Source organism: Lentilactobacillus otakiensis DSM 19908 = JCM 15040 (assembly GCF_001434145.1).
In the GTDB taxonomy this organism is placed as follows: domain Bacteria; phylum Bacillota; class Bacilli; order Lactobacillales; family Lactobacillaceae; genus Lentilactobacillus; species Lentilactobacillus otakiensis.
This window is the reverse complement of record NZ_AZED01000014.1, coordinates 243,539-270,004: the sequence shown is the minus strand read 5'-3', so window position 1 is coordinate 270,004 and position 26,466 is coordinate 243,539. Positions and strand designations below refer to the sequence as shown.

Annotated in this window: 24 protein-coding genes and 1 riboswitch; of the genes, 2 read left to right on the top strand and 22 right to left on the bottom strand. The window is 42.8% G+C overall.

Annotation, left to right across the window (positions count from 1 at the left end):
* Nucleotides 1–55: 55 nt before the first annotated feature.
* From FD05_RS08845 to FD05_RS08830, 4 genes are read right to left on the bottom strand one after another with little or no spacing between them, the layout of a single operon-like run.
* On the bottom strand, nucleotides 56–547 hold the full coding sequence (locus FD05_RS08845) for a dihydrofolate reductase (RefSeq protein ID WP_020280294.1): 492 nt from the start codon (nucleotides 545–547) through the stop codon (nucleotides 56–58).
* 10 nt (nucleotides 548–557) lie between these two features.
* A complete protein-coding gene (locus FD05_RS08840; protein WP_020280295.1) occupies nucleotides 558–1,508 on the bottom strand; it encodes a thymidylate synthase in 951 nt (316 codons plus the stop codon).
* A gap of 38 nt (nucleotides 1,509–1,546) precedes the next feature.
* Nucleotides 1,547–3,463, bottom strand: a complete 1,917-nt coding sequence (locus tag FD05_RS08835; protein WP_020280296.1) for an ABC-F family ATP-binding cassette domain-containing protein — start codon at nucleotides 3,461–3,463, stop codon at nucleotides 1,547–1,549.
* Nucleotides 3,464–3,470: 7 nt separating this feature from the next.
* Entirely contained in the window at nucleotides 3,471–4,682 is a 1,212-nt protein-coding gene (locus FD05_RS08830; protein WP_039932361.1) for a CCA tRNA nucleotidyltransferase, read from the bottom strand.
* A 130-nt stretch (nucleotides 4,683–4,812) separates the two neighbouring features.
* Between FD05_RS08830 and FD05_RS08825 the strand changes: the two genes are divergently transcribed.
* Nucleotides 4,813–5,703, top strand: a complete 891-nt coding sequence (locus FD05_RS08825) for a YitT family protein (protein ID WP_020280298.1) — start codon at nucleotides 4,813–4,815, stop codon at nucleotides 5,701–5,703.
* 334 nt (nucleotides 5,704–6,037) lie between these two features.
* On the opposite strand, the gene FD05_RS08820 is transcribed toward FD05_RS08825, so the two are convergent.
* The 17 genes from FD05_RS08820 to dnaE form a co-directional block, all read right to left on the bottom strand.
* Nucleotides 6,038–7,291 carry a tetratricopeptide repeat protein gene (locus FD05_RS08820; RefSeq protein WP_020280299.1) on the bottom strand — a complete coding sequence of 418 codons (1,254 nt, stop codon included), beginning with the start codon at nucleotides 7,289–7,291 and terminating at the stop codon, nucleotides 6,038–6,040.
* 67 nt (nucleotides 7,292–7,358) lie between these two features.
* Nucleotides 7,359–7,634, bottom strand: a complete 276-nt coding sequence (locus FD05_RS08815; RefSeq protein WP_020280300.1) for an HU family DNA-binding protein — start codon at nucleotides 7,632–7,634, stop codon at nucleotides 7,359–7,361.
* A gap of 207 nt (nucleotides 7,635–7,841) precedes the next feature.
* A complete protein-coding gene (gene der, locus FD05_RS08810; RefSeq protein ID WP_020280301.1) occupies nucleotides 7,842–9,149 on the bottom strand; it encodes a ribosome biogenesis GTPase Der in 1,308 nt (435 codons plus the stop codon).
* A 96-nt stretch (nucleotides 9,150–9,245) separates the two neighbouring features.
* Nucleotides 9,246–10,496 carry a 30S ribosomal protein S1 gene (gene rpsA, locus FD05_RS08805; RefSeq protein ID WP_020280302.1) on the bottom strand — a complete coding sequence of 417 codons (1,251 nt, stop codon included), beginning with the start codon at nucleotides 10,494–10,496 and terminating at the stop codon, nucleotides 9,246–9,248.
* A gap of 83 nt (nucleotides 10,497–10,579) precedes the next feature.
* Nucleotides 10,580–11,257 carry a (d)CMP kinase gene (gene cmk / locus FD05_RS08800; RefSeq protein ID WP_020280303.1) on the bottom strand — a complete coding sequence of 226 codons (678 nt, stop codon included), beginning with the start codon at nucleotides 11,255–11,257 and terminating at the stop codon, nucleotides 10,580–10,582.
* A gap of 44 nt (nucleotides 11,258–11,301) precedes the next feature.
* A complete protein-coding gene (locus tag FD05_RS08795) occupies nucleotides 11,302–11,949 on the bottom strand; it encodes a LysM peptidoglycan-binding domain-containing protein (protein ID WP_056938584.1) in 648 nt (215 codons plus the stop codon).
* Nucleotides 11,950–12,014: 65 nt separating this feature from the next.
* Entirely contained in the window at nucleotides 12,015–13,472 is a 1,458-nt protein-coding gene (locus tag FD05_RS08790; RefSeq protein ID WP_020280306.1) for a RecQ family ATP-dependent DNA helicase, read from the bottom strand.
* Nucleotides 13,462–14,520, bottom strand: coding sequence for a helix-turn-helix domain-containing protein (locus FD05_RS08785; RefSeq protein ID WP_020280307.1), 1,059 nt, complete (start codon nucleotides 14,518–14,520; stop codon nucleotides 13,462–13,464). The genes FD05_RS08790 and FD05_RS08785 overlap by 11 nt, the downstream gene beginning before the upstream one ends.
* Before the next feature lie 110 nt (nucleotides 14,521–14,630).
* Nucleotides 14,631–15,215, bottom strand: a complete 585-nt coding sequence (locus FD05_RS08780) for an ECF transporter S component (RefSeq protein ID WP_020280308.1) — start codon at nucleotides 15,213–15,215, stop codon at nucleotides 14,631–14,633.
* Nucleotides 15,216–15,301: 86 nt separating this feature from the next.
* A riboswitch (FMN riboswitch) is annotated at nucleotides 15,302–15,423 on the bottom strand.
* A gap of 40 nt (nucleotides 15,424–15,463) precedes the next feature.
* A complete protein-coding gene (locus FD05_RS08775; RefSeq protein WP_020280309.1) occupies nucleotides 15,464–16,192 on the bottom strand; it encodes a pseudouridine synthase in 729 nt (242 codons plus the stop codon).
* Between the two features lie 11 nt (nucleotides 16,193–16,203).
* On the bottom strand, nucleotides 16,204–16,785 hold the full coding sequence (scpB, locus tag FD05_RS08770; protein WP_020280310.1) for an SMC-Scp complex subunit ScpB: 582 nt from the start codon (nucleotides 16,783–16,785) through the stop codon (nucleotides 16,204–16,206).
* Nucleotides 16,775–17,524, bottom strand: coding sequence for a segregation and condensation protein A (locus FD05_RS08765; protein ID WP_039932365.1), 750 nt, complete (start codon nucleotides 17,522–17,524; stop codon nucleotides 16,775–16,777). The genes scpB and FD05_RS08765 overlap by 11 nt, the downstream gene beginning before the upstream one ends.
* Entirely contained in the window at nucleotides 17,517–17,879 is a 363-nt protein-coding gene (locus FD05_RS08760) for a hypothetical protein (protein ID WP_039932367.1), read from the bottom strand. The genes FD05_RS08765 and FD05_RS08760 overlap by 8 nt, the downstream gene beginning before the upstream one ends.
* Before the next feature lie 17 nt (nucleotides 17,880–17,896).
* Nucleotides 17,897–18,784, bottom strand: a complete 888-nt coding sequence (gene xerD, locus FD05_RS08755; RefSeq protein ID WP_020280313.1) for a site-specific tyrosine recombinase XerD — start codon at nucleotides 18,782–18,784, stop codon at nucleotides 17,897–17,899.
* 9 nt (nucleotides 18,785–18,793) lie between these two features.
* Complete coding sequence (locus FD05_RS08750) at nucleotides 18,794–19,654, bottom strand: CvfB family protein (RefSeq protein WP_020280314.1); 861 nt, start codon at nucleotides 19,652–19,654, stop codon at nucleotides 18,794–18,796.
* Nucleotides 19,655–19,800: 146 nt separating this feature from the next.
* On the bottom strand, nucleotides 19,801–21,558 hold the full coding sequence (gene pyk / locus FD05_RS08745; protein WP_020280315.1) for a pyruvate kinase: 1,758 nt from the start codon (nucleotides 21,556–21,558) through the stop codon (nucleotides 19,801–19,803).
* Between the two features lie 248 nt (nucleotides 21,559–21,806).
* Entirely contained in the window at nucleotides 21,807–25,154 is a 3,348-nt protein-coding gene (gene dnaE, locus FD05_RS08740) for a DNA polymerase III subunit alpha (protein ID WP_020280316.1), read from the bottom strand.
* 132 nt (nucleotides 25,155–25,286) lie between these two features.
* Between dnaE and FD05_RS08735 the strand changes: the two genes are divergently transcribed.
* Nucleotides 25,287–25,493: a YjzD family protein gene (locus FD05_RS08735; protein ID WP_039932368.1), complete on the top strand. Its 207-nt coding sequence runs from the start codon at nucleotides 25,287–25,289 to the stop codon at nucleotides 25,491–25,493.
* A gap of 68 nt (nucleotides 25,494–25,561) precedes the next feature.
* On the opposite strand, the gene FD05_RS08730 is transcribed toward FD05_RS08735, so the two are convergent.
* Complete coding sequence (locus FD05_RS08730; RefSeq protein WP_039932370.1) at nucleotides 25,562–26,461, bottom strand: alpha/beta fold hydrolase; 900 nt, start codon at nucleotides 26,459–26,461, stop codon at nucleotides 25,562–25,564.
* Nucleotides 26,462–26,466: the final 5 nt, after the last annotated feature.

Below are 26,466 nucleotides of genomic sequence, written 5' to 3'. Positions count from 1 at the left end.
ATAGTCCACACACAATTATATCAAAGTTTGCGAAAAGATTCATAAGCATTTATGCCTAGTTTGTCTTTCTTTCAAAAACTTCGAAGGTATGTGGATACTTGTTTTTGGCATCCACAACCCCTTTAACTGATTTGATTTGATCAAACAATGAATAATCGATGGCTGGCATATAAGTGTCTCCAGAGAATGTTGCGTCAATTTTAGTTCGATAAAGCCGATCAACCTGCGAGAGCAACTGGGAAAATAAGTTTGCGCCGCCGGTCACGATATATTCTTTATCTGGATTTTCGGCAATTATTCCGCATAACCGTGCAATTGATGAGACAACTTCTATGCCTGCCGGAAAATCAGTCTGGCTGGAAACAACGATATTCTCACGACCAGGTAATGGTCGATTATAACTTCGAAATGTCCGTGATCCGGAAATAATCGTATTCCCCATCGTTGTTTGCTTAAAATAGTGCATGTCGTCAGGCAAATGCCATGGCAATTGACCGGCAGCACCGATCAATCCGTTGGCATCTTCTGCCCAAATAAAAGATAACATCGGTGTCCTCCTAAACAGCTACGGGTGCTTTGATAACCGGATATGGATCATAATTTTTGACCTTAATATCTGACATTTCAAATTCATCCAAATGCTTCTTTTCAGGATTCAGCCAAAGTTCAGGTGCTTGACGAGGTTTGCGAGTCAAGAGCTCCTTAACTTGGTCAATATGGTTGAGATAAATGTGCGCATCCCCAAAGGTATGAACAAAGTCGCCAACTTCCAAACCGCATTCTCTGGCAATCATTGAAGTCAGCAGAGCATAGCTGGCAATGTTGTATGGAACACCAAGGAAAATATCACCCGAGCGTTGATACAATTGACAGCTGAGTTTGCCATCATTGACATAGAATTGGAATAATGTGTGGCACGGTGGTAAGGCCATGGTCGGCACATCCTCTGGATTCCAAGCGGAAACAATCATCCGTCTTGAGTCTGGATGTGTCTTGATCAAATCAATCACATTTTGAATTTGATCAATGGTGCCGCCGGTTGAAGTCTTCCAATCACGCCACTGACTGCCGTAAACCAAGCCCAGATCACCATACTTTTGCGCAAAGTCGTCGTCTTCCACAATTCGATCACAAAAAAGCTTCTTTTGCTCATGATAAACTTTGCTGAATTCAGGATCCTTTTGAGCACGATGGGAAAAGTCAGTCATATCCGGGCCGGTATAGTCGTTTGAATTAACAAACTTTTCAAAGGCCCATTCATCCCAAATGTGGTTTTTGTGTTTCAGCAAAAATTGAATGTTGGTGTCACCCTTCAAAAACCATAGAAGTTCACTCTTAATCAATCCAAAAGGCACCTTTTTAGTGGTCAGCAATGGAAATCTCTTGGATAAATCAAATCTCATTTGATAGCCAAAAGTACTGATAGTCCCTGTGTGGGTCCGATCAGTTTTCTTATGACCATTTTCTAAAACGTAACGTGCCAGATCTAAATATGCATCTTCTAACATAGCAATTCTCCTTTTTGAAAGAACGTTAATGATTACAATTACTCTGCGTATTCACTCAAATATTCCCAACGCTTCATCTTTTTATCGGATTCAGCGGATAATTTGTCTTTTTGAGCCTGCAAATCAGCCAGCTTATCATAATCCGAACCATTGGTCTGCATCTGTTTATCAATGTCTTCAATTTGAGATTCAAGTTTTTCAATATCGTCTTCGATATGATCATACTCGATTTTTTCAGAATAAGTGAGTTTCTTCTTCTCTTGCTTATCCGTGTCCGTTGAGTCGCTGGCTTCACTTGAAGTACCAGCTTGGTCAGTGGACGTATTTGACGCCGGTTTAGCTGCCTGCTTTGGTGACTTTTTTAATGAAGCCAAGTAATCCGTAAATCGGCCGCGGTGTTCTTCAATCACCCCGTTGCCTTGGAAAATCAATAACCTGTCGGCAACCTTATCCAAGAAGTAACGGTCATGAGAAACCGTGATGACAGTTCCCTGAAATTTAGAAATATAGTCTTCCAGAACAGTCAAAGTCGCAATGTCCAAATCGTTGGTCGGCTCATCCAAGAGTAAAACGTTTGGCTGCTGCATCAACAATTTCAGTAGATACAGGCGCCGTTTTTCACCACCCGAGAGCTTACGAATCAACGTGCCATGCATGAAACGTGGGAACAAGAATTCTTCAAGCAATTCGGCCACACTGATCTTTTGACCGGTATTGTCAGTCACTTGTTGACCAATCTCGCTCAAATAACTGATGACTCGTTTATCTTCTGGAATCGGTTCGGTTAACTGAGTATAGTAAGCAATCTTGACAGTTTCACCGACTTTGATAATGCCAGAATCCAACTTCAAACGACCGGCAATCACATTTAACAGGCTGGTTTTCCCAGCACCGTTCTCACCACTGATCCCGATCCGTTCGTTGGGTTGAACAAGGATATTGAAATCTTTAAGGATCGTTTTACCGTCAATAGTGAGATTGGCGTCCTTCATTTTGAGCACTTCTTTACCTAAACGAGTCTGGCCAAGTGAAATATTGACATCCTGGTCAAGCTGCAAGGTACCGACGTTTTCTTTCAAATCATTGAATCGATTAATCCGGGCCTGCTGCTTAGTAGAACGCGCCTTGGCGCCAGTCTTCATCCAAGCCAATTCCTGCTTGTAAAGCTGCTGGGTCTTATGCTCAGCTTGTATCTCGCCTTGAACTCGAGTGGCTTTTTGTTGGACATAATCCTGGTAATTTCCATCATATTGGTACAATTTTCCAAATGACAATTCCCAAATCTTATTGGCAACGTGGTCAAGAAAATATCGATCATGGGTCACGACGATCAAGGAACCCTTGTAACCAGCTAAGTAGTTCTCCAGCCAGTCGATAGAATCAAAGTCCAAATGGTTGGTTGGTTCATCGAGCAGTAATAAATTAGGCGCTTGAATCAAAACTTGTGCTAAACCAACTCGGCGACGCTGACCACCAGATAATTCGGAAATTTTTTGATTATAATCCGTAATTTTCAGCTGGTTCAAAATGGTCTTGACGTCGTTTTGCGCATTCCAGGCATCTTCCTCATTCATGCGGGCTTCTGCTTTCGTGTAACGTTTGGCAGCGTCCTCATCTTCGGGATGCGCCGAGTATTCTTTTAGTGATGCTTCATAGTTTCGAATTGTCCGATAGACAGCTTGGGAGCCCGAAAAAACGGCATCCATGATCGATAATTGATCATCGAGTTCGGGGTCCTGTTTTAAATAGCCGATTGTGTATGATTTGGAGGTAATAATGTCACCGGTGGAATCATGGTCGATTCCTGCGATTGCGTTGAGCAAAGAAGTTTTCCCGGTTCCGTTGGTTCCAATCAATCCAATTCGGTCATGTTCATTAATAATAAAATTCAGCTTATCAAATAACGTTTTTTCACCATACGTTTTTGCTAAGTTTTCAACACGCATTGTTTCCATTCAGTTATCAGTCCTCATTTAGAAAGTTAACGGCTGCTTTGACAAGCTCGTCTTGATGATTGGCGATCTTTCCAGCAACCACATTTTGTTCAAGATAATCCAAAACCTTACCAAGCTGTGGACTGGGCTTCAAGACGCCCTTTTTAATTAAAACGCCTCCGGTAATCTGCAGCTGCTTTTTATTTTTGATTGGCAGTTGATTGTATCTTTCCGGCAGGTTGGCAGTTTTGGAATGATCTGCCATGACCGCAATTGCGTTATCGACGTTTGAGCAGCCAACATGATACAAAGTTAAATTGGTAACATCATTCCGTTGGATCGCAAAAAGTAATTCAACGGTAAGTATAACATCATTAATTATTTTATTGGCGGTCTTCCACTTTTTTAAGAAGGTGGAAATCTGTTTCGAAGAAAAGCCAAATCGAAAGGCTAAAAGTGACCAAACCTGAACTTCATTAGTGAGCTCAAATTTACTGGCAACGATTTGTTGTAGCTGCGGCAAGTATTGCCCCAATACTGGAACATGCTGATACAAATTTGTTTCCAACATGATATTCAAACCATTTTCGGCATCAACACCGAGCATCATTTTAACAAATTCAGTGTGCGAACGTTCCACAGCAATCTTTTCCAGTAATTCACTGTGCTTGCTGATGCCGGCAAGGGTCTCATCCTCAATTTTAAAATCCAATTGACTGGCAAATCGGACTGCTCGCATCATCCGCAGAGCATCTTCATTGAACCGTTCGTTGGGATCGCCAACTGCTCGAATAATCCGTTTTTTCATATCTTCCAGGCCACCAAACAGATCAGTCACTTGGCCATTTTCAGCCAATGCCAGCGCATTAATTGTAAAATCCCGACGCTTCAGATCTTCTTTTAATGAACGGACAAAAGTCACCTTGTCCGGGCGTCGATAGTCCTGGTAGCCGGACTCTGTTCGAAAAGTCGTCACTTCATATCCAGTCCCATGGTCAAGGATCATCACAGTTCCGTGCTCGATTCCAGTGTCTACAGTCCGTTTGAACAACGCCTTTACTTCACTGGGGTACGCACTGGTAGCAATATCCACATCGTGAATCGGTCGTTTTAAAATCGTATCTCTCACAGAACCGCCGACAAAATAGGCTTCGTAGCCTGCCGATTCAATTTTTTGTAAAATTGGTAATGCCTCATGGAACTCTTTAGGAATCTCTACCATCCGCACAATTATCGCCATCCATTTAATATTTATCCTGATGTAATTTTAACAGAATTTTGGTGTGAAACAAAAAGAACGCTGAAATCATTGCCAAATATCTGCCAGAATTGCTATGATGAGTTGTCAGATCATTCAGGGAGGAAAAACGATGGCGAAAAAAGAGAGCCGCTTTAAAATTGATATTTCATTTGTCGACCTGCTGGTAATTGCGGCCGGGACGGCAATTTACTCATTTGGGATTGTCTTCTTTAACATTTATAATCATTTGGCGGATGGCGGTGTCACAGGTATTACTTTGATTTTGCGAGCACTGTTTCACATCGATCCAGCTTACTCGACGATCTTGGTCAACATTCCGTTGTTTGCCATTGGCTATCGTTTCTTAGGAAAGAAAGATATGTTCTACACTTTATACGGAACCATCGCGCTGGCCGTCTTTTTATGGATTTGGCAGCGAGTGCCAATTGTGATTAACATTGACCACGATCTACTGCTTTCGGCTATCGGTGCTGGTTTATTTGGTGGCTTTGGCTGTGGGATTGTTTACCGGTTTGGCGGCACAACCGGTGGTGTTGACATTGTTGCCAGATTGTTCGAACGATTCAAAGGTGTTCAGATGGGACAAACACTGTTGACAATTGATGTCGCCGTTTTGCTTTCATCATTAATTTATTTGAATGTGCGCCAGATGGCATATACGTTAATTTACGTTTGGATCTTTTCGATGATTGTCAACTTTACCCAGCGAGGCGCTTACACCGCACGGGGAATCTTAATTATCAGCAATGAATCCGAAAAGATTTCAAATGCCATTCAAAACGAATTACATCGCGGTGTGACCTTCCTCAATGCTGAAGGTGGCTATTCCCATCGTTCCAAGCAAATTGTCTATTGTGTTGTTTCACCCAGTGAGCTGCATACTCTCAAGAAATTGGTCGAATCGATTGATGAGGAAGCCTTTATTTCGATTATTGAGGTTAACGAAGCGATTGGTGAAGGGTTCACTTATAAGCGGCCTAAACGGTTTAAGTTGCTTTAGTTTTATATGTATGTTGAGAGTCGCTGATATGATCAGTGGCTCTTTTTTTTATGTTGGGAGGCTGATTGGTGGATACTTGCCTTCGCTCTAGCTGAAACGTGTGCCGATGACCCAGATGCTAACCTCTAAGCTAAATTTGGTTTAAACCCCAAGCCCAGGGCTTAAACCAAATTTAGGTTAGAGACTGCATCTACCGGGTCTCGTTACACTCTAGTCGAAACGTGTGCCGACGCAACTGGGGCTAACTTCTAAGGGCACTTTAATTAAAGCCCCAGAACCAGGGACTTCAATCAAAGTACCCTTAGAAACCGCCCCACCCGTTGCTCGTTACAATCTACATCTCGTCCCACAGCTCTTCCATCTCCATGTCGCCTGGAACAAGATCCAAATATTGTTTCAAATACTTCTTCTCAACTTCGGGCTTGCCAAGTTCTCGGTAAAATAGCGTGGCATGCTTCAAGAACTCCGGGTTGTCCGACAATTCATTGGCTGCCAATTCATAATTATTGGCAGCTTTTTTAGTTTCACCGGTATTTTGATATGAGAGGGCTAAATTATAGGCCAAGTGCGCATCAACGACGTGGTCCTCCAAGACCCCCTCCAGAATCTTCAGATTGTCGCTGTATCGTTCGTGAGCGATATACCAATCAGATAGTAGGGTTAAGATCTCCATGTCGTCAGGGGCGATTTCATGGCCTTTTTGGAAGTACTTCAATGCCAGATCATCCTCGTTGGCCATTTCCGCGATTTGGCCAGCTTTCTGCCAGATCTTTTCGTTGAATTGATCGATTGAAATTCCTTCTTGGATCGCCTTCAAAGCCTCAGGTACCCGTTTTAGATTGACATAAGAATCAGCCAAATAAGGATACAGAGAACTGTATTGGGGGTCAGAATCCCGTAAATCTTCAAAGGTCTTGATCGCTTTTTGATAGTCTTTTAAATTGAAATAGGTGAATGCCAATTCAAATTTGACATCACTGTTCATGTTGATCGGCTTGATTTGTTCCAGATACCCCATCGCCTGCTCGAATTTGCCGATTTCAGCGTAGGAAACCCCCAGCCGCTCAACCAGATTGACGGATGACATCTCCAACGTACCAGACGTAATCAAATCCAAGTATAAATTAATTGCTTTGCGGTAGTTTCGGGTAGTGAAGTAAAATTCAGCCAAGGCAAACTTGATGACATCCTCATCAGGAGCCAATTTTTGGGCTTCTAAGAGCTTTTGCTCACTGATCTCGAACATTCCCTGGGTCTGGTATAAATCGGCCGCTACCATCAACGAACGGACATATTCGTCTGATTCCTGGGGAACCTGGGACAAATAATTCAGCGCCTTGTCATCTTGATCGTCATCAATCGCTAATTCAGCCAAATTTATTTTTAAGCCATCATCTTCAGGATATTTTTTGAATAGTTTTTCGTAAATAGTATTTGAGTAATTGGAAAAGCCGAGTGAATACAGCTCTTCAGCCAAGGAATAAAGCAGGTCATCCGAGTCATTGTCGAGTGCCTGCTGGAATGATTTCTTAAAATCATCAATTTGGCCGCCTTCAAGTTGGTCTAAAGCAGTTTTTGAATAGCTCATGTTTGTCCTCCAAAGTGTATAAAAAAAGCCAGCCCGACAAATGCCGTTCTGGCTTAACAGATGAATACTATTTAACAGCATCCTTGAGCGCCTTACCAGGTTTGAAAGCTGGTACTTTGCTTGCAGGAATTTGAATTTCTTGACCTGTTTGTGGGTTACGGCCCTTACGAGCGGCACGTTGACGTACTTCAAAGTTACCGAAACCGATTAATTGAACCTTGTCACCTTTTGCTAAACTAGCTTGGATTGATTCAAATACTGCATCCACAGCTGATGTAGCGTCTTTTTTAGTCAAACCAGTTGCAGTTGCAACATTGGTTACTAATTCTGCTTTATTTGCCATGAGTGTATTCACCTCCCTCAAAGATAGGTATGTAAAACATTGCAAGTCGAATTCTCACAAATCCGGAATGCTGAAATAACGCCTTTTACAACATCATTTCTTTTTCAAAGATAGCATAAGAACGCCGTCATTGCAATGGTTTTGCCTAATTTAGTGCCGATAAACGCCTAAAAATCAAGATTTTGTTAAAAAACGAGCATTTTCGGTCTATTTTCGGCTTCTCTTGATGATTCTAATGGGGGTTCCGGTAAAGTCAAAATTATCCCGAATTTGATTTTCTAAGAAGCGGACATATGAGAAATGCATCAAGTCTGGATTATTGACGAAAACCACAAAAGTTGGTGGCCCAGTGACGACCTGAGTGGCGTAATAAATTCGCAGTCGTTTTCCGTTAACCGTTGGAGTTGGATGAACGGCAACCGCGCCCATGATGACGTCGTTCAAAGCAGATGACTGAACCCGCTTTTCGTGGTTATCGTAAACCCGTTTGATCAGTTCAGGTAGTTTCTCAATGCGCTGCTTGGTGACAGCAGAAACAAAGATGATTGGTGAATAGGCCATATACTGAAATTCATTGCGAATTAAAGTTTCGAAATCCTGTTGCGTATGGTTAGTCTTTTTAAGAGTATCCCATTTGTTAACGACTGTAATGATTGCCTTACCAGCCTCGTGAGCGTAACCAGCAACCTTTTTATCCTGTTCACGAATGCCTTCTTCTGCGTTCATCACAAATAAAATGACGTCACTTTGGTCAATGGCTTTCATTGCCCGCATCACACTATAACGTTCAGTGTTTTCGTAAACTTTGCCTCGTTTACGAATCCCGGCAGTGTCGACCATCGTGAACTTCATGCCATCTGCTTCAAAACGCGTATCAATCGCATCACGGGTAGTGCCAGCAATATCTGAAACAATGACCCGATCTTCGCCCAAAATCGCGTTAACCAACGATGATTTCCCAACGTTGGGACGGCCAATGATGCTGAATCGGATATCGTCGTTATCAGTTTTTTCATCTGTCTTGGGGAACTTTTCAACGACTTTATCGAGTAAATCGCCAAGGCCAAGGCCATGGACACCGGAAATTGGCATTGGATCGCCAAACCCAAGTGAATAGAACTCGTAAATATCTTCACGGCTTTCAGGGTTATCAACTTTATTTACCGCCAATACAACTGGTTTGTCGCTACGATAAAGAATCTTAGCCACCTGTTCATCATCAGCGGTGACCCCTTCTTTGCCACTGACAATAAAGACAATCACATCTGCCTCATCAATGGCAATTTCAGCCTGACTTTTAATTTGGGTTGCAAACGGTGCGTCACTGATCTGAATACCACCAGTATCGATCATCGCAAATTTAGTTGCCAACCATTCTCCATGAGAATAGATTCGATCCCGGGTCACACCCGGTGTATCTTCAACGATCGAAATTCGATCGCCGGCAATCCGGTTAAAAATTGTTGATTTTCCAACGTTTGGACGGCCAATAAATGCAACTGTTGGCAATGCCATATAAATCCCTCCTTTGCTAAGTAAATTCAGAAAGAAAAGAGCTGGGACAAAACTTACGTTTTGTTTCCAGCCCCTTTTCATGATTTAAATAATTGATTATTTGTTATCATCATCGTCATTGTTGCCGGACTTCTTCAATTCGTCACCAATGAGGTCGCCCAAAGTAAAGCCGGTTTCTTCTTCCGGAGCATTACTGATTGAACGGTCGTTAGACTTACGTGAACGTGATGGTCGGTTGTTTGACTTCTTTGGCTTAGCTTCTTCTTCAGGAGCATCAGTCAAAGCTTTAATTGATAATGCCAAACGTTTTCTGTCAGTATCCACATCAAGAACCTTAACTTGAATCTTCTCGCCAACCTTCAAAACATCAGAAGGCTTGTCGATGTGTTCGTGGGCGATTTGAGAAATATGAACTAATCCCTCAACACCTGGGAAGACTTCAACAAAGGCACCGAAATCAACAAGGCGCTTAACAGTTCCTTCAAGAACACTGCCAACTGGAGCTTTTTCTTCGATTCCGTCCCAAGGTTCTGGAAGAGTTTGTTTGATTGAAAGTGAGATTCGGTTACGGTCGAAGTCAACTGACAATACCTTAACTTGAACCTTTTGACCAACCTTCAAAACATCAGAAGGCTTGTCAACACGTTCATAAGCGATTTGTGAGACGTGAACCAATCCGTCCATGCCGCCAAGGTCAACAAACGCACCAAAGCTGGTTAAACGGGCAACAGTTCCTTCAACAATATCGCCTTCGTGAAGAGTTTGCATCAACTTTTCACGTTCTTCTGCTTTTTCAGCTTGAACAATTGCCTTATGAGATAAAATAAGACGATTTTCAACTGGATCAATTTCAATTACTTTTAATTCAAGTTCTTGACCTTTAAATTGATTCAAATCATCAACATAGTGGTCAGAGATCATTGAGGCTGGAACAAATCCACGAACACCGGCATCAACAACTAAGCCGCCTTTAACAGCTTGGCTGACTTTGGCAGTAATCGTTTCGTCGTTCTTTGACTTTTCAGCCAATTCGTCCCAAACTTTACGGGTTTCCAAACGCTTTGATGAAAGCAGGAAACTTCCGCCTTCCTTGTCGCTTCCGATACGGGAAGTAACAACCAACTTAAGCTTGTCGCCCTGCTTAATGTCATCAACATTTTGGTCAGATGAAAGCTCACGTGGTGGAACAACACCTTCAACACCTGAACCTTCAATACCCACGATTAATTGTTGACTGTCGTCTTTGGCCAAAACTTCACCAGTGACAACGTCACCAACTTTTACTTCATTAACGCTATTTAAAGCGTTTAATAAATCATTTTTATCATTATTTGCATTTTCACTCATCAAACAATTCCTCCTTGAAACAACTCTAATCATAATTTTATCTTAAATTGACCAATATTACCAGTCAATTGACCAATTAGTTGCTATTTCAGTGTTTTATTTATAACATTTGCAATTTTTGAGACGACCTGATCAATAGAAAGTGACGTCGTATCAATCTCTACAGCATCTTCAGCCTTGGTTAGCGGTGAAATCTTTCTATGAGAATCTTTATAATCTCTAGCCTCAATTTCCAATTGTAATTCATCTAGCGGAGTATTGATGCCTTTTTGAATGTTTTCTTTGTAACGTCGTTGTGCTCGTTCGGCAACGCTGGCAATCAAAAAGATTTTGACTTCAGCATCTGGCAAAACAGATGTTCCAATGTCACGACCATCCATTACAATGCCACCGTCTTTAGCAATCGCCTGCTGCTGAGCGCTTAGTTCCTTGCGCACATCACCGATTGCGGCAACTGCGGAAACAGAATTGGTCACGTCTTCTTGACGAATCGCTTCGGTGATTTCTTTGCCGTCGATAAAAACCTTTTGACCGTCATCGCTGGGTTCAAAAGTGATCTTTGATGATTTGACAATTTTAGCAATTTCAGCAACGTTATCGAATGAAACGCCTTCCCGAATTGCTTTTAATGTGATTGCCCGGTACATGGCACCGGTGTCACAGTAAACATAGTGGAACTGTTTGGCAACCAACTTGGCAACCGTACTTTTACCAGCCGATGCCGGTCCATCAATTGCTACTTGTAATCCATTTTTTCGCATTCTAACATTCCTTACCTGACATTATTTTAATTTGAATCTTGAAACTATTTAACCCGCAGACGTTGGCCTGGATACAGCTGTGAACTGGACGTTAAGCCGTTCATCTGCATCAGTTGAGCAGTGGTTAAACCATTGTTGTACGCAACCCGAAACATCCCCTGGCCAGCCTGAACGGTCACATATTTGTGTCCGGCAGTTGAAGCTGGCCGCTTAGTTGATGAACTCGCTGCTTGACTGGACTGACTAGTCGCACTGGACTGGGTGCTGGAAGATGCAGCAGTTGTATTAGAACTGGCAGATGATTGCCTTACCGCAGCTTTTTGGGATTCTTTGGCGGCCTTATCAGTCCGATGTTTCACAGTTGACTTGGCTTTAGTTGAATCCGATTTGGATTTTGGGGTTGCTGAAGATTTTTTTTTTGCTGTATCTTGGCGGACAACTCGGACAGATGACGACTCAGCACTCTTAGAATCATTCCCCATGGCGCTTTGACGCACTAATCCATACACCAATGCCACAATTGCCACGATCAAAATCAACGCAGCCAAAACAATGGTAATCAGATGATGATTCTGACTTTGCTTTCTGAGCTTAACCCGAGAAAGATTGCCATTTTCGTCACGATCCTCAGAAAATGTTTGATTCCATGGCTGATCTTCGTCAGTTTTTTTGTGTTCATCATTCGAATTCATATTGAACCCCCTTTTGATCAGGATATAGACAAACTTATTTTATCATTAATCTGATTAAATTTACCTTAATTTTTTGATAAAAACAGTTGATCGATGACTTCATGCCAACTTCTTGACACACTTTTTGAAGCATCGTCCTGTTGATCCAAATATTTATCATTAAAATCCTGCCAATGATTCCAGAAATCAACATCGTTGTCGCAGCAGAAATTTTGATTTCGATCTTCGGTCGATAACTTCTCATCAAAGTATTTAAGCAGTTCATCCCGTCGACAGCCATCATGATAAATATATTGCACCATCGATCCCAGCTCGGTGATTCGGCGTTGCCGTGAACGGTCAAATATGGCGGCTGCCTGGTCTAGTGAATAATCGTTATCAAAATAATATTGAATCACACGGAACTGATCGTCATCCGTGATTGCTTTGGGATGCCGATACAAATACCGTAATAAGCCGGCTTCTGGAATCGTGTTATCAATCAAATTCATTTGCAGATAGCGATCATTAGGCTCATATAACAGAATTGCCAAGCCAGGCTGTTGATCGCGGCCACAGCGGCCAATTTCTTGAACGTAACTTTGAATGTTTGCCGGCAGATGATAGTGAATCACGAACCGAATATCGTCCTTATCAATGCCCATTCCAAATGCGCTGGTCGCACAGACAATGTCGAGATTGCCATCCATAAATTGCTGCTGGATGTGGAATCTACGCTGATTATCCATCCCGCCGTGATAGGCCATCACTCGACGGTCAGTCTGGTTAGTCAGGGCAACTGCGGCCTGTTCGGCTTTGCTTTTACTGGAAAAATAAATGATCCCGGCACCATGGAGTTGGCGGACCAAATCAATCAATGTCTGATCTTTTTCCTGTTGATTAGGCAAAATTTTGGCCGCCAAAAAGATATTTGGCCGGTTAACCGGCAAGATAATTTGTTGAACATCCCCGTCTTCAAAGTCCAAATGATCAATGATGTCCCGACGAACCAGCTTCGTCGCAGTCGCGGTCATCATCAATGTCAATGGTTTACCCAACAACTGGCGAACCTTGCCCAACTTCAAGTAATCTGGCCGAAAGTCAGGCCCCCATTCGGAAATGCAGTGCGCCTCATCAATGACAAACAAGCCAACGTTCAAGCTTCGAATTCTGCGCAGGACTTGGTCATTTGCCAACATTTCAGGAGAAACATAAATAAATTGATAATTGCTTAAATGATTTAAAATAATCGATTTCTCCTGAAAATCCAGGGCAGAAGTAAGGGCAACCACTCTTTTGGAGCCCAAATACTGCAGCCGGCTCACTTGATCCTGCATCAATGAGATCAGTGGCGACACAATAATGACTCTTTGATGAGTCACAGCCCCATACATCTGGTACAGCAAGGTTTTCCCGCCACCAGTTGGTAAAACTGCCAGTGTGTCTTGATTCCCCAGCAAATGCCGCAAAATTGCTTCCTGACCCGGTCGAAATTCGTCAAAGCCAAAATATTTTTTTAATTTACTTTGCAAATTAATCTTCATCAGTCGATTTGCTCCTATAGATTTGAAAAAGTCGAAACTGAAAGAATTCTAAGTTGGGAATTGCATGACTGGCATCCTGAAAATTCCAGTCACCCACATTTTCTGGTTGATGTGCCCGTAACTGGCCCATTAAATCTGACGAAATCAGGGCTTGATATGGGAACCCCTTAACAGGCGCCATTATCGCCGCTTCCAGCAAGTGCTCATAAACCGTGGTCAATTTGATTTTACGACGCTTTGAGATCAGTCCCAGATTTCCATCCCCCTGACGGAGAAACATATCAAACGTTTCCCTGGCACTGTTGGAAACAATCGGCTTTTCCAAGTCGGCTGTCAGCATTGAAAAGACATTGTTCTTCGGCAGACTTAATAAATTGGTCAGCAGCTTACCATACAGCTGAAGCCACTGAAGCTCAATGATTGTAGCCGGCACTTGGTGTTGAGATGCGATCTGATCCGCAGTTAATCCCGAAAAATGATGCCCAATCAAACTTTCAGTGAAGGTGTCCGCCAAGTGATCATCTCCAAGATCACCCAAAAAGTCATTCAGCTCTTTGTGAAAATGATTCGGTAAATCATTTTCTTTATTTTGAACAAACCAACGTTTCAACAGTTGATCTTCAAAGTAATCAATTCTTTGCGGATAGTATTTAGAGTTACCGTAACTATATTCGGAAACAATTTGGACAGCAAAACTGAATCGCTGCATGAATTTGGCAACGTCATATTTGGAAGCGATCGCCAAATATTTCAGTGGCATTAACTGGTTCAAGTATTGTTGCTGCTGAGTAATCCCCTTGGGCGTTAACTGAATCTGAAACGCATCATCGGCATCAACCAATCCCTGTGACTTTAATGCAGTCAACGTCTTTTGGTCATCACCGAATTGCTCGCCATGCAATGCGTCCACAAAATCAAGCATTCCGTACTGCAATGCCCAGTATAAATTGGAAACTGTTCGTCGCCCACGCAAGGTATTTTTGACTGCCTTGACGCGGCGAAACTGCCGATCGCTTCCAAATATTAACAAGAGAATGCCTAACTCCATGTATAAACCTCCAAACAAAAAGCCAGTCCAAACCGGTAAGTTTGTCCTAGCTTCTAAGAGTACTCACTATTTAATTATATACGAAACGTTTTGAATGTGACTACTGAATTTTACCGAAACTTTAAGCGCGGCAGGAAACTGTTTTTAATCAGATAAAAGACCGCCCCGACGACAATTCCTTTAATGAAGTTGAAGGGAACCACTCCAGATAAAATCACAGTGGCAAGTGGGAAGCCCAGCTTCATACCGATCAAATTCATGTAAAGTGGAATGACGCCTAACCAATTGGTGAGCGACATAATGATCGTCAAGGAAACCGCCATCGTCAAGACGACCAGACTGGCCTTCTTCCAACCGCTGGTAAATGAAAACAGGCGATCAGCCAAATAGTAGGCCCAAATTAAGACTAACGATGAAATTAATGATGACCCGACACCGATGAAGTTAATCACGTCTGCACCGGTAGTGACCCAGTACAGCAACGCTTTTAAACCAGCAATCGTCATGCCGCCAACCGGTCCAAATAAAACGGTCCCCAGTAAAATCGGCATATCAGCTAAATCCAACCGCATGTATGGCACGATCGGAATGATCGGCACTGACAAAAACATCAAAACATAAGAAAGACCTGCAAAAACAGACATTTCCACTAACCGAGTTGTTGCAAACTGTGCATGCTTACCACTATTTTCCATTGAAAAAACCTCTCCTCCAATGGTCAATCTTCAAAAGATGCCCTGACAAAAAGAATTTGTCAGGGCATCATAAAAAGCGTGTAAAATTTAATCTTCTACATACCAGACTTTACTGTCGGCACTGGAATTTCACCAGCTCAGCACGATCACTCGTGAGTCGCGGACTATCACCGCCGGTCGGGAATCACACCCTGCCCTGAAGATAAACCAATTTAATTAACTTAAATATAGCAGAACTGAATTGAATGTCAACGATTTGTCTTGTCGGTCAATTCTTTCAGCTCTTCAACTTCATGTGGCTTAAGTGGCCGATAATCGCCCGGTTGTAAACCTTTCAAGGTTAAGAAGCCGTATGTCTCCCGGCTTAATTTTTCAACCGGGTGACCGATTTTTTCAAACATATTTTTGACCTGATGATTACGACCTTCGTGAATTGTCAATTGAACAATTGATGAATCCTTGTTGGTGCGGATCAATTTGGTCTTTGCTTTGGCAGTTTTACGATGTTCAATCACAACACCGGTCCGCAAGTGCTTGAGATCGTCATTGGTGACAATCCCTTTCACCTTGGCAACGTAAGTCTTTTCAACTTCATATTTAGGATGGGTCAATTTGTTATCCAAATCACCATCGTTGGTTAACAACAGCAAACCTGACGTGTCGTAGTCCAGACGCCCAACTGGGTAAATTCGTTCAGGCACTTCGTCCAAAATGTCGACAACCGTCTTACGATGTTTGTCGTCAGTCACGGCGGTAATGACGCCGCGTGGCTTATAAAGCAGATAATACACTGGGGCTTCCTTTGAAATCGGCACCTCATCGACTTTAACCTCGTCGTTGGGCGTCACTTTAGTTCCCAATTCCTTAACAACCTCGCCGTTAACTTTCACGTGGCCGGTTGCAATTAAATCTTCAGCCTTCCGTCGGGATGCAACTCCCGCATGGGCAATCACTTTTTGTAAACGTTGTTCGTTCATACATCCACCTCCTAATTTTTTTGATCAATTTCCTTATTAAAACGGGTTAACAATGAATCGCTGGTGTCATCGTCAAGAACTTCATCCTTGGGCAGTGGCGGCAAGTCCTTTAATGATTTCAGTCCGAAGTAATCTAAACCAAAATTGGTAATGCCATACTGCTTGGGATTGCCGACTTCGTCTTTAATGCCAGTCACTTCAATCAGATCCTGATTCACCAGTCGATGCAAGATAGCTGAGCTGTTGACGCCCCGGATCTGATCGATCTCAATTCTGGTGATCGGCTGATTATACATAATAATTGAAATGGTTTCCAACGCCGCCTCGGACAAAACCCGTGGCTTAGCGTCATTGACGTAGTCTCCAACCAATTCGGATAATTCTTCCTTAGTGCCCAATCGATAAACGTTGTCGCTGACAAATACTTTGAGACCACTATCTTCATCTTGGGCATATTTCTCAACAATCTTCTCCAACAATTGCCGACACGCGGCAACCGTTAATGCAGTCCGCTGAGAAATCTGCCGAAGGGTGATCCCTTGGTCACCGGATGCGTACAAGAGTGATTCAATTTTTGCTAAATTACTGATCAACGTATCCGGGCCCCTTTCGAATTTGGATTGCCGATTTAACATCGGACTGATTTAACCGAACTTCGTTATACTTCGCCATTTCCAAAATCGCCAGAAAATCAGTCACCACTTCCTCAGTTTGAGTCGAATTGGCAACCAGTTTGTCAAAGGAAATTTGGTCACGACTTTGGCTTAAAAGCTCACGAACCCGCTGGCTCTGGCCTTCAATTGTGAATTCCCACTCGTGGATAACCGTCGACATCGGTTTGTTGTACTTAAATTGCTTCAACGCATCCACATAACTGGCCATGATATCACCACTGTTAAATGGTGATGGCTGGATTAGTTCTTCTTTGGTCGGGGGCATCGTTAACTCTGAGCGGGTAAAGCTTTCCCGTCGACGGGCCTCCCGCTTTTTCATGTCAGCAGCCACCAGCTTATACCGTTTGTAGTTCAGAAGTTGGGAGACCAACTCCTCACGTGGATCGGCTTGGGTCTCATCAGGATCATCATCAGTAATTGTTGGCAGCAGCAACTTTGACTTGATTACCATCAATTTGGCGGCCATCACGAAATACTCACCGACAATTTCTAAATTCAATTGTTGAGCATCATAAATATATTGCATATATTGTTCAGTAATCTTGGAAATTTGGATGTCATAGATATCCATTTTAGATTCCTGAATCAGATGCAGGAGGACTTCAAGCGGCCCATCGAAATCATTCAAATGTAGTTCTGGCTGTTTTGTGTCAGGCATGGTTAGTTGCGTTCTCCCATTTTTCCCAGGCTGCGCGATTTTCAAAGCCAACCACAATCTTGTATTTTGGATAAAGATCTTGAAGGTCATCAAAAATTCGGTTGTAGTTTCCTTGGCTGACGCTTTGTGGCGTCAATACCAATTGGTGAACCAATAGTTGCTCATTTTGGAGTTCAATGCCAACTAACCCCGACCAGTTATTGGAAGGATCCCGCCACAGATAAATCAGTCGGTTGTCTTTAGCGGCGTACCAGTTCATTTCTTGAGCTACCAAATCCATATTTTGAAGTTCAGAAACCAGTGAAAACAGGCCCATGGTTATTTTTTCATAATCTTTTCGGTATTGATATAACATTTATCTAACCTCGCTAATTATGCTCTTGGATGAAATTTATTATAGACTTCGGTCAAATGTTTATGCGAAACATGTGTATAAATCTGAGTTGTCGAGATATCCGAGTGGCCCAACAATTCCTGAACAATTCGTAAGTCGGCCCCATTTTCCAACAAATGCGTCGCAAATGAATGCCGCAATGTATGTGGTGTCACATGACGCTTAATGCCTGCTTGGTGAACATACTTCTTGATCATCTGCCAAATTGCTTGGCGAGTCAATTGACGCCCGTGGGCGTTCAAAAACAAGTATTCCGTATTGGGCTTTCCTGAGAGCAGCTGCACCCGAGTCGTTTTCATGTATTGATTCAACCAGTCGATCGCCACATCGCTAATCGGAATGATCCGCTCCTTGTCACCTTTACCAATTGTCTGCAGGAGATTCATCGGCAAATGAAGGTCGCCTAACTTGAGGTTGACCAATTCACTAACCCGCAGTCCGGTGGCGTAGAGGGTTTCCAAAATGGCCCGGTCACGAACACCCAACTTTTTGTGGACATCCGGCATTGACAGCAATTGATTAACCTCCGTCACGGTCAACACATCCGGCAGGGTTTGCGCCTTCTTGGGCGAATCGACTTTCAACATCGGATCATCTTTGATGACATTGAATTGAACCAGATATTGGAAGAACCGCCGCAACGTTGAAACGACACGAATTATCGTATTGCGTGCCTTATGTTGCTGCTGCAAGGTCTCCAGATAATTCAGAATGACAAACTGGTCAATCTTTTTCAGTGAGCTGGCATGCTTGTCAAAAAAAGCACCGGCCTCTTGCAAATCCTGCCGATAGCTTTTAATTGTATTGTCTGAAAGCCCGCGTTCAACTCTCAAATAATGAAGATAGTCCTCAATTTGTTCGTGCATGTTAAGACCCTACTTCTTTAATGAAATGTGACCGTCTTCTTGAACAATCAAATTCTCTTTGAGCAGATGACCCAACGCACGTTTGAAAGCGCCCTTACTTATACCAAAGTAATCCTTGATTGAGTCCGGCGTGCTCTTGTCGCTGAAGGCGAGCTGTTTATCATCAGTATGCACAATTGCAGCTAAAATCATTTGCGCATCTTCGCCAATCTCTTGGTAAGCTCGCGGCTTGGTCGAAATATTGACACTGCCATCACGCAGCATTCCAATCACACGGCCTTCAACTTCTTCTCCCAGTCGCGGCTCCATTAACCGTTCATCTGGGTGCAGAAAAGCTAAATTATAGTCTTCTGTTAACAGACGGGTACCAGAAATCTTCAAGCGATATGCCCGTGCCTTCAGGTTCTTGTTCTGCAAATCATCCTTGGCTGGTTTGGCAATTGCCGCAAAGATCTCCTCATCGGCCAGATGGCCCCAAATTCGGTTCTTGTTATCAACCGTTAAGTCAATCAGCAGCTTGTCGCCATCTTGTGGCCACAATGAGCGAACGGTTGGCAATTCATCGATTGAAACCACGACATCTTTGTTAGGCAAACCGATGTCCACAAAGACACCCAACCCAAACTTTTCCTTCACAACTGTCGCAAATCCGTAATGATCGCGGCGGATGTCTGGAATATTTCTTGTAATTTGCATTTTATGCTGTTCATTTTCATAAGTGAAACCAGTAAAATTAGCACCGATCTTCAAAGGTTTCTTGACTTCAGTTTTGTCGAGCAGAAAAGTTTCTCCCTCAATCTGAACGTAATAGTCCTTGTCATTTTCATCGATGACCTTACCAGTCAACACTTGCGCAATAATATTATTCATGCTTATCTCCGATCTAATCCATCTTGTTCTTATTTTACACGTTTTCAAGGAAAATTTCGACCGCGGGATCAATAATCACAAACAGGTCCGAACGGATTAACCGCCCGGACCTGTCATTATTAATTGTGATCACTCACAAGTTAAATTTAGATTGATGATGAAGCACCGTGATAAATCACACCACGATGTGAATCAACAGTGATTAATTCACCGTCGGAAATCTTGGTGGTAGCGTTTTGGGCACCAACAACAACTGGAATACCCATTGAGATACCAACAACAGCTGCGTGTGAAGTCAAGCCGCCAGTTTCAACAACAACGGCGCTGGCCTTTTCGATAGCTGGAAGATATTCTTTGTCAGTTGACTTAGTAACCAAAATGCTGCCTTCAGTAACCTTGCTCTTAGCATCGGCTGCGTTCTTAGCAACAACAGCTTTACCAATAACAGTCTTGTCACCAACACCTTGGCCTTGAACCAACTTTGAACCGATGAGTTGAACTCTCATCAAGTTAGTAGTACCACTTTCACCAACTGGAACACCGGCAGTAACGATAATCAAATCGCCTTCCTTGGCTAAACCAGTTTCAAGAGCTTTCTTTGAAGCTAATTCAAAGATTTCATCAGTGCTCTTAACTTCGTCAACTAAGATTGGGTGAACACCCCAGTTAACCATCAAACCACGACGAGTACGTTCGTCAAATGTGATGGCAAGGATGTCTGCATCTGGATGATACTTAGAAATCATCTTTGCAGTGTAACCTGAACGGGTTGCAGCAACGATACAGTGAACACCTAATTCTTTAGCAACACGGGCAACTGAGTCACCAATTGATTCAGTTACATCGCTTGAGTCGAATTGAGGACGTGGGGTACCAAATTCGCTAAATGCGTTTTCAGCCTTAACATCGATCCGAGCCATAGTTTGAACTGATTCAACAGGATAGTCACCGTTAGCACTTTCACCAGAAAGCATGGTTGCATCAGTACCATCAAAGACGGCATTGGCAACATCAGAAGCTTCGGCACGTGTAGGACGTGGATTTTCTTGCATTGAATCAAGCATTTGAGTAGCGGTGATAACTGGCTTGCCAAGTTGGTTACATTTCTTGATCAAAGTCTTTTGTACCAACGGAACGTTTTCTGCTGGAATTTCAACACCCATGTCACCACGAGCAACCATCAAACCATCAGATACCTTGATGATATCGTCAAAGTTGTTGATACCTTCTTGTGATTCGATCTTAGGGAAGATTTGAACATGTTCCATGTGCTTTTCTTCAAGCAATTCACGAATGTCCAAAACATCTTGAGCTTTACGAACAAATGATGCTGAAATAAAGTCGATGTCATTGTCCAAGCCAAAACGGATATCATCTGAATCTTTTTCAGTAATACCAGGCAGGTTGATTGAAACGCCAGGTGCGTTAACACCTTTACGTGAACCAAGGGTGCTGTCGTTCTGAACAGTTACCACTAATTCTTTGTTAGCAGCGTCTTTTTTGGTTACAACAGTGTCCAACAAACCATCATCGAAAAGTACATGGCCGCCTTCGTGAACATCGTCAAAGAGTCCTGGGTAGGTAACGGCAATCTTTTCTTTAGTACCCTCAAGACTTGCGTCCATTGAAATACGGAAAACATCACCAGTGTGGAATTCGATCTTGCCGTCTTTTTGGACAGTGGTACGAATTTCAGCACCTTTAGTATCGAGCATAATTCCAACAGTCTTACCAGTCTTCTTTTCAGCTTCGTGAACCTTGTTCATACGATCAAGATGTTCAGGGTGGTCACCATGTGAAAAGTTAAATCGGAAAACATTAGCTCCAGCCTCAATCAACTTGGTAATTGTTTCGACATCAGTACTTGCTGGGCCTAATGTACTTACGATCTTAGTTTTCTTCATAAGTAAAATCTCTCCTTCGGTTTTTGGGCACTCAACACCCTATTGAAAATGTTGTAAAAACACTTTAAATAACGTATCGGTATCCTTTTAGATTTCAATCGTATTTTATCACTTTTTGCGCGGGTTGTCGCCCACCTTTTGGGCATCAATGAACTTATATAATTTTTGCCAGAATTGGAAAGTTAGGCATACCGCAAATGAAAGCCTTTACTTAAAAGTGCTGGTTGGTAGAAAATTAAGTCAAAATATTACTTATAAACCACATTATTCCTGCCAAAGATTGTGATTAATTGTTCTTTAAGATCCTGGCTTTGATTTAACCACAGATTTCGGTCTAGCTGCCACGTTTTTTTAGTTTGCATTTCAAAAACGATGACGGGAACTTGACCAGGATATTGCTTACTCAAGTCAGTTAGTTTGTGAAACATTGTGTTTTTATCATGATCACTATCAATTCGAAGAAACCATTTCTGTTGAGAAGTTGACTGCTTTAAATTTTGAAGTGCATTGGCAGCCGGTTCCATTTCGTTGGCAACAATTTGAAGATCGTTGGTCTTTTCAACGTTGCCTTTGATGAGGATAACCAAATCTTTATGAAGCCATGACTGGCTTTTAGCAAATAAATTTGGAAAAACGGTCACCGAAGTTTCCCCCACTTGATCGTTACCGTCGACAAACGCCATCTGCTTGCCGGTCTTAGTCCGAATAATTTTCACTTTGGTTACGTAAAGAATCAAGTATATATTCTTCATTCCTTCAGCAATCGTGCTGGTTGTTTCAGCAGCCAATCGTTGAGCCAATGTGGCAAATCTTTCGGTTGGGTGACCAGACAAATACGCACCCAAATAGGCATTTTCTTTTTCCAGTCGGTCCATTAACGGCATTTCCGGCATCCTGGGCATTTTCGGCTCCAAGGCCTTAAATAAGCTCATTGAATTGCCGCTCAACTCAACCGAACTGATGAACTCCGGAGCTGCAGCGATCAATTCTGAGCGATTGAATGGGAAAACATCCAGTGCGCCAGCATAAATCAAGGCATTGATCAGTTCGACCTTTCGATATTTGGTCGACAATCGACTGAGAAAGTCAGGGAATGATTTAAAGACACCGTTTTTCTGCCGTTCTGCCAATAAATCAAGCACCATATCGTGCCGGACACCCTTGATTGAATCTAAGCCAAAGACAATCTGCCCATCTTGATAAGTAAAACTGGCCTCACTTGTATTGATGTTCGGACCAACCACCTTTACCCCCATTGATTTGGCATCCAATAAGTATTCCTTGATCTTCACGGAATTATTGTTGACTGAGTTTAGCAAGGCAACATGAAATTCACCAGGATAATACACTTTCAAGTAAGCTAGTTCGTACGCCATCTTGCTATATGCAACCGCATGAGATTTGTTGAAGCCGTAGTTAGCAAATCGCTCAATGTAGTCAAACACTTTGTCAGCAACTTGTTCCGAATACCCGCGCTGTTTGGAGCCGCTCATAAATTGAACTTTCATCTGCTCCATCACACCGAGCTTTTTCTTACTCATTGCCCGCCGTAAAATATCAGCTTGTCCAAGTGAGAATCCGGCCATTTTAGAAGCAACCAGCATGACCTGCTCTTGATAAACGATCACCCCGTATGTCGGTTTTAGAATATCTTCCAGGGAATCATCCGGATAGGTCAAGGCCTCATGGTTCGTCTTGCGTTTGACCACTTCATCGATATTTTGCATCGGTCCAGGCCGATATAGCGCGTTAACCAATGCAACATCCTCAAATCGCTCCGGATGCAATCTTCGCAATACGTTACGAATCCCGTTTGATTCAAATTGAAAAATTCCGGTGGTGTTGCCATCGGCGAATAACTGAATAGTTTTGGCATCATTTAAAGGCACAGCTGAAATATCCAGATCTTTGCCGGTCGTTAGTTTAACCTGATGTAAGGCATCCGCCAAAATCGACAGGTTCCGCAGACCCAGAAAATCCATTTTGAGCAGCCCGACTGATTCAACATAATCCTTGGAATATTGGGTCATTAAGAGGCCCTCATTTCCATTTTGGAGAGGCACCAAATTAACCAAAGGATCATCACTTAAAACAAGTCCGGCGGCATGAGTCGAGTAATGACGCGGCAAGCCTTCAAGAATTTGGGCGGTTTGGTAAAGGGCCTCATTCAATGGACTATCCGCTACCAGATTCTTCAATCGTTGAGAATTATCCAAGGCATCCCTTAAAGTGACGTGAAAAGCACTGGGAATTGCTTTAGACCATTGATCCTGTTGGGTGGTGTTCAAACCAAAGACCCGGCCGACATCTCGAATTGACTGCTTGGCAGCGAGGGTCCCAAACGTGATAATCTGAGCCACCCGTTTGTGACCATATTTTTGATGAACATATTGAATGACTTCATCACGCTTATCATCGGGAATATCCAAATCAATATCAGGCATCTGCACCCGCTCTGGGTTCAAGAAACGTTCAAACAGCAGATCGTATTTAATTGGATCAACATCGGTGATTGTTAACACATACGCAACTAAAGAGCCGGCCGCTGAACCACGTCCTGGTCCAGTAATGATATTGGTCTGGTGGGCAAAGTTAATGACATCCCAAACAATCAGGAAATAATTGTCAAAGCCCATCGAATGAATCACCGATAATTCCCGATCCAGTCGTTGATGATAAGGTGTTGGATCAGAAATTTTATTTTTCTTGAGCCGATCACGCAATCCTTTTTCGCATAATTGGCGCAGGTAAGATCCTGAATCAATGCCATCTGGCGTATCAAATTGCGGTAATTTCGGCTGTTGCTTTTTAATTTCAACATTACATTCTGAAGCGATGCGCTCGACCTGGTTCAATGAATCGGCCAGGTGAATTTGTCGATACTCTTGTTCAACCTGGGCTGCCGGCCGCAACCAATATGGGCCGACTTGTTTGCTAAGTTGGTCAACGTTAGCGATTTTGGTCCCGGCAGCAATATTTTTTAAGACCTGCATTGGAAAATAATCCGTGGCATTGATGTAATCCACCGGTGAATCCGCCACCAAGGCTACCTGTTGGTCAGCAGCTAACTTGCTCAACATATCAATTACACTATCAGAAGAATGATAATCCACGCCAATTTTGAGTGAATTTCGGTCAACCCCAAGGGACTTCAATTGATCGATTAACGCTACGGAATCTTCAGAACGCCCTTGAAGCAGCAGATCGTTCATTTCACCCAATGGCGGCAAAATGACAAATAAGTCACTCAAATAATCAGTTAACTGAGAAACGGTTAGCTCGGGCAAGGTCATTTTTAAAGTCGATAATTTAAGCAGGTTCGCATACCCCTGCTGATTTTTAGCAAGCAGTACCAAGCTGTAATTTTTGTCGGTCAAAATTAATCCGGGCAATTGGAGTGTCAGGCCAATTAACGGCTTGATGCCCGCACTCAAACAAGCATCGTAAAACTCAACAGCGCCGTACATCACGTTGAGATCTGTCAGAGCGAGGGCCTGATAGCCACGATCCTTGGCTTCGGAAATCAATTCCGCTATTCGAATCGGGCTTTGAAGCAAACTATATGAACTGATTACCTGCAATGGAACATAACTCACAATATTGCCCTTCTTTCCTAACTGAAATTATACCAAATTTATCAAGCCCACATTCGAATTCCAAATTAAATAAATGATGATTTTTCACAAAATATATGCTAAAATGCTATTGATTGTGAGGTGGCGTTAGACATGAAACTTATTAGTTCAAATATCGTGGCTGTTTTATGGGCTTATATCTTTGGAGAAATCATTGGTTACATAGGTTCCGCCCTTGAAGTACGAACATGGGATCCTTCCCAGATTGGGATTGCTGCCGCTCTTACCGCATTTATTGCTGTCAACGGTATTTATCTTATCAGCAAGGATTCAGCAACATCAAGTAAATCAAAAGATTAGTGTTTCATTGAAACGTAAAAAGCTATGGCAGTTTCTGCCATAGCTTTTTTTGTCATACTTAATCATCATTAGCGGTGAATTTCAAAAAATTTCAGAAGCCGGTCAAAAACGACGCTTCGCTTAGTTTCTTGAAGAACTTCGTGTTTCATGTGTGGTTCACGAATGCTGATCACATTTTGATACCCGATTTTATGAAGGGTCGAAACTGTGTCGGCCAACCCTTTTTCACCACCACTGAATTTATCCTCTGCCCCAACCAAGCTCAGAATTGGTAAATGGGGGTTGGCACAATCAAAATGGTGGATTTGTTTAAGGGCAAAATCCCCCTGCCACAATGTAACTAAGCTTTTTACCGGATATTCGTCCATCATCAATGGATCTTCAGTTACTTTGCGAATATTTTCGTGATCATAGCTCAACCAGGAATGATCGCCCGGTGCCAGACCGGATATCTTTGACAAGAAAGTCCATTTGGCATTTTCCGGGTAAATTTTCAAGAATGCCTTACCAATCAAAAGCCCCAACGGCACAATTGGAATATAATTCGCCGTTCCAGTTAGTGCCACTGCATTGACTTCATTATCATGATGCTGGAGATATAATCGGGCTAAAATCGACCCGAATGAGTGACCAAACAAGCTGACTTGCAATCCTGGATACTGATCTTTGATAAACTTGGTCACTAAAAGCTGGTCATCAATTAACTGGGGAATGCTGCGCATGATGCCCCATGGATCATCCTGTGAGACCGATGCGCCGTGGCCGCGATTATCCGACACAACAGTGACGTAGCCATGAGCACTCAAAAATTGAGCAAACTCATAATACCGCTCCTTGTGCTCAAGTGCCCCGTGAATGATCTGGACAATTCCTTTGGCCTGATCCGTCGGAAAAACGGCAACAGCTAGCTGTGTTCGGTTCCCAGTTGGAATGGTGTAATGGGTTAACACGGCAAAATCCTCCTCCATTTTCC

What these genes read in the sequence shown, in the direction of transcription:
- FD05_RS08845 (WP_020280294.1), bottom strand. Translation starts at nt 547, where the DNA reads ATGTTATCTTTTATTTGGGCAGAAGATGCCAACGGATTGATCGGTGCT.
- FD05_RS08840 (WP_020280295.1), bottom strand. Translation starts at nt 1,508, where the DNA reads ATGTTAGAAGATGCATATTTAGATCTGGCACGTTACGTTTTAGAAAAT.
- FD05_RS08835 (WP_020280296.1), bottom strand. Translation starts at nt 3,463, where the DNA reads ATGGAAACAATGCGTGTTGAAAACTTAGCAAAAACGTATGGTGAAAAA.
- FD05_RS08830 (WP_039932361.1), bottom strand. Translation starts at nt 4,682, where the DNA reads ATGGCGATAATTGTGCGGATGGTAGAGATTCCTAAAGAGTTCCATGAG.
- FD05_RS08825 (WP_020280298.1), top strand. Translation starts at nt 4,813, where the DNA reads ATGGCGAAAAAAGAGAGCCGCTTTAAAATTGATATTTCATTTGTCGAC.
- FD05_RS08820 (WP_020280299.1), bottom strand. Translation starts at nt 7,291, where the DNA reads ATGAGCTATTCAAAAACTGCTTTAGACCAACTTGAAGGCGGCCAAATT.
- FD05_RS08815 (WP_020280300.1), bottom strand. Translation starts at nt 7,634, where the DNA reads ATGGCAAATAAAGCAGAATTAGTAACCAATGTTGCAACTGCAACTGGT.
- der (WP_020280301.1), bottom strand. Translation starts at nt 9,149, where the DNA reads ATGGCATTGCCAACAGTTGCATTTATTGGCCGTCCAAACGTTGGAAAA.
- rpsA (WP_020280302.1), bottom strand. Translation starts at nt 10,496, where the DNA reads ATGAGTGAAAATGCAAATAATGATAAAAATGATTTATTAAACGCTTTA.
- cmk (WP_020280303.1), bottom strand. Translation starts at nt 11,257, where the DNA reads ATGCGAAAAAATGGATTACAAGTAGCAATTGATGGACCGGCATCGGCT.
- FD05_RS08795 (WP_056938584.1), bottom strand. Translation starts at nt 11,949, where the DNA reads ATGAATTCGAATGATGAACACAAAAAAACTGACGAAGATCAGCCATGG.
- FD05_RS08790 (WP_020280306.1), bottom strand. Translation starts at nt 13,472, where the DNA reads ATGAAGATTAATTTGCAAAGTAAATTAAAAAAATATTTTGGCTTTGAC.
- FD05_RS08785 (WP_020280307.1), bottom strand. Translation starts at nt 14,520, where the DNA reads ATGGAGTTAGGCATTCTCTTGTTAATATTTGGAAGCGATCGGCAGTTT.
- FD05_RS08780 (WP_020280308.1), bottom strand. Translation starts at nt 15,215, where the DNA reads ATGGAAAATAGTGGTAAGCATGCACAGTTTGCAACAACTCGGTTAGTG.
- FD05_RS08775 (WP_020280309.1), bottom strand. Translation starts at nt 16,192, where the DNA reads ATGAACGAACAACGTTTACAAAAAGTGATTGCCCATGCGGGAGTTGCA.
- FD05_RS08765 (WP_039932365.1), bottom strand. Translation starts at nt 17,524, where the DNA reads ATGCCTGACACAAAACAGCCAGAACTACATTTGAATGATTTCGATGGG.
- FD05_RS08760 (WP_039932367.1), bottom strand. Translation starts at nt 17,879, where the DNA reads ATGTTATATCAATACCGAAAAGATTATGAAAAAATAACCATGGGCCTG.
- xerD (WP_020280313.1), bottom strand. Translation starts at nt 18,784, where the DNA reads ATGCACGAACAAATTGAGGACTATCTTCATTATTTGAGAGTTGAACGC.
- FD05_RS08750 (WP_020280314.1), bottom strand. Translation starts at nt 19,654, where the DNA reads ATGAATAATATTATTGCGCAAGTGTTGACTGGTAAGGTCATCGATGAA.
- pyk (WP_020280315.1), bottom strand. Translation starts at nt 21,558, where the DNA reads ATGAAGAAAACTAAGATCGTAAGTACATTAGGCCCAGCAAGTACTGAT.
- FD05_RS08735 (WP_039932368.1), top strand. Translation starts at nt 25,287, where the DNA reads ATGAAACTTATTAGTTCAAATATCGTGGCTGTTTTATGGGCTTATATC.
- FD05_RS08730 (WP_039932370.1), bottom strand. Translation starts at nt 26,461, where the DNA reads ATGGAGGAGGATTTTGCCGTGTTAACCCATTACACCATTCCAACTGGG.